A 2,108-nucleotide genomic window follows, 5' to 3' on the forward strand; every position below is an offset into this window, starting at 1 on the left:
GTATAATATAAGAACGAATTGTATATTCTGCAAAAAAAAATTATTAACGTACTAAGTATATATTTGTATGTGCCAATATTGATATCATAATTGGTATCAATATTGGCTTCTAAATTTCAAGTAAAGAAATTACTAGAATATTACAAATTGTAATAGGATATAATTCTGCTTTTTAATGCTAGCTTTTTTAAAAAGCTAGTTTAAAATTATTAAAAAATAATCGCTTTGCGTGAAAAATTTAACAAGATAATCCATAAAAATATGGAAAGTAGCATAAAATATTGACAATACCACACCTCTTGAGCGATAGTTATATTACATAGTTCAGGTAAGCAAACAGTCATGGTATAGTGACTGAACTAGTTTTGTGCCAGTTTAGATATTACGAAGGGGTTTTATTTTACAATTAAAGTTACATAAGCTCCTCTCAATCTTTCAGAAAATTCTTTAAAAAAAGAGAATTTAAATCACGATATCAACTAAAATAAACAAATCAAAATTTAAATTTTAATTGATTTATAGTTTCTATGAGAATTCATTTAACTGTTAATGTTTATAACAACAAGATCTCGATCAAAAAATATTGTCTCTTGTCCCACAAGTCAGTCACCCACTCTCAAGCAAACCAAAAACTTTCATCAATAATTTAGAAAGTGTTTCTTTAAAATTTTTTTAATGTTAATTGAATTTAAATCTAAGTTAATTATTTAGTCCTTTAATGCTCTAAGCAAAGCTTTCATTGCTAATAAAAATTAAATGCTAATATCATAATATTTTGATTTTTCATAATATCATTGATATCATGATATTGATGATCTTAAATTCTTATAAAGAGTAGGATGCGTGTCGTATTAAATTCAAACCTAAAAAGAAAGATTGTTAATTGGTTTCAAACCACTAATTGCAATAAATTTTTTGCTAGTTTTAAATTCTGCTGTTTCGGACCAAACCAAACATTTAATTTCATCTAACTCAGTAATAATTTCTAACCTCACTCATCCAGTGTACTCAAAACACTGGATAACTAAATCATTAACAATCTCGATGACAATATTTTCAGAAAAGTTGTTAAAATAATCAATAATTTCTTCTTAAAAGAACCCATTACCTAATTCACTTATATCTTTTAAAGTTATAGGAACCTCAATATAATTTGATGCCCGGAGCCGGACTTGAACCGGCATGGGTTATTTACCCGAGGGATTTTAAGTCCCTTGCGTCTACCAATTCCGCCACCCGGGCATAAAGAAACGATAGACAAAGAAATTTATTTTTGTGAGGCTGAGGCCGGAATTGGACCGGCGTATACGGCTTTGCAGGCCGTTGCATAACCACTCTGCCACCCAGCCCTATTTATAAATATCTTGTAATGGTAGCTTATTCTGATATCTGACTCAACTGATAATTTATACCGTGTGCACAAGCAAACCTTTATCTATGCGATAAAAGGGTAAAATAATTATAAACAGAATAAGAGTAGAAAACAACTCTTTCTGGAAAGATAGGTGGAAATAGGAGGGAACATATATTAATTCCAACACTAAGAAGTTTTTCATCACCAAAATCAGTCATAAGGTTTTAAGAACTTTTGATACTTAGAATGCTCATTTAATTCTTTGGTCTCACTCTGGAGTCCTTTCTCAATATTTTTGTGACCAGATCCAGGAAACGGTAAGCCTTTCTAGAACAGGATTTTATATTCTTAAAAGCATATAAGCTTTATAAAATAAAGCATATAAAATAAATTTTTAATTTCTCTAATTGTCTTAAATTATTCGTTAGATAACACTGCCTTTAGAAACTTTACAGTTTACTATAGGTTTAATATAAAGTTCTTTCTAAAAGAGAAACACCATGCTTCGTACTTATATAACGCAAATATGCGAATATTAAATGAAATAACCTTTTTTAGTTAAGTAGAAGGTGAATAAAACACACCCCCCTTACCTTTTGCACATTCAAAGTAGTACGTGTAAAAAATTATATCACCATAATTCTCATGCGTGTAACATATCTCATTGCAAATCTCAGGATAGCTTAATAAAAAAATTAAATTCTTTTAATGTTGATTTTTAGTTGTTGCTACTAAGGTGGTCTTGGTCTTTATC

Annotated in this window: 2 tRNA genes; both read right to left on the reverse strand. The window is 29.2% G+C overall.

Going from position 1 to position 2,108, the window contains the following annotated elements:
- Window positions 1-1,157: 1,157 nt before the first annotated feature.
- Window positions 1,158-1,242: transfer RNA gene (locus tag CLERM_RS00190), tRNA-Leu, on the reverse strand.
- A 36-nt stretch (window positions 1,243-1,278) separates the two neighbouring features.
- Window positions 1,279-1,349: transfer RNA gene (locus CLERM_RS00195), tRNA-Cys, on the reverse strand.
- Between the last annotated feature and the right edge of the window lie 759 nt (window positions 1,350-2,108).

The sequence above is a fragment of the Coxiella-like endosymbiont genome, from assembly GCF_002871095.1.
Taxonomy (GTDB): domain Bacteria; phylum Pseudomonadota; class Gammaproteobacteria; order Coxiellales; family Coxiellaceae; genus Coxiella.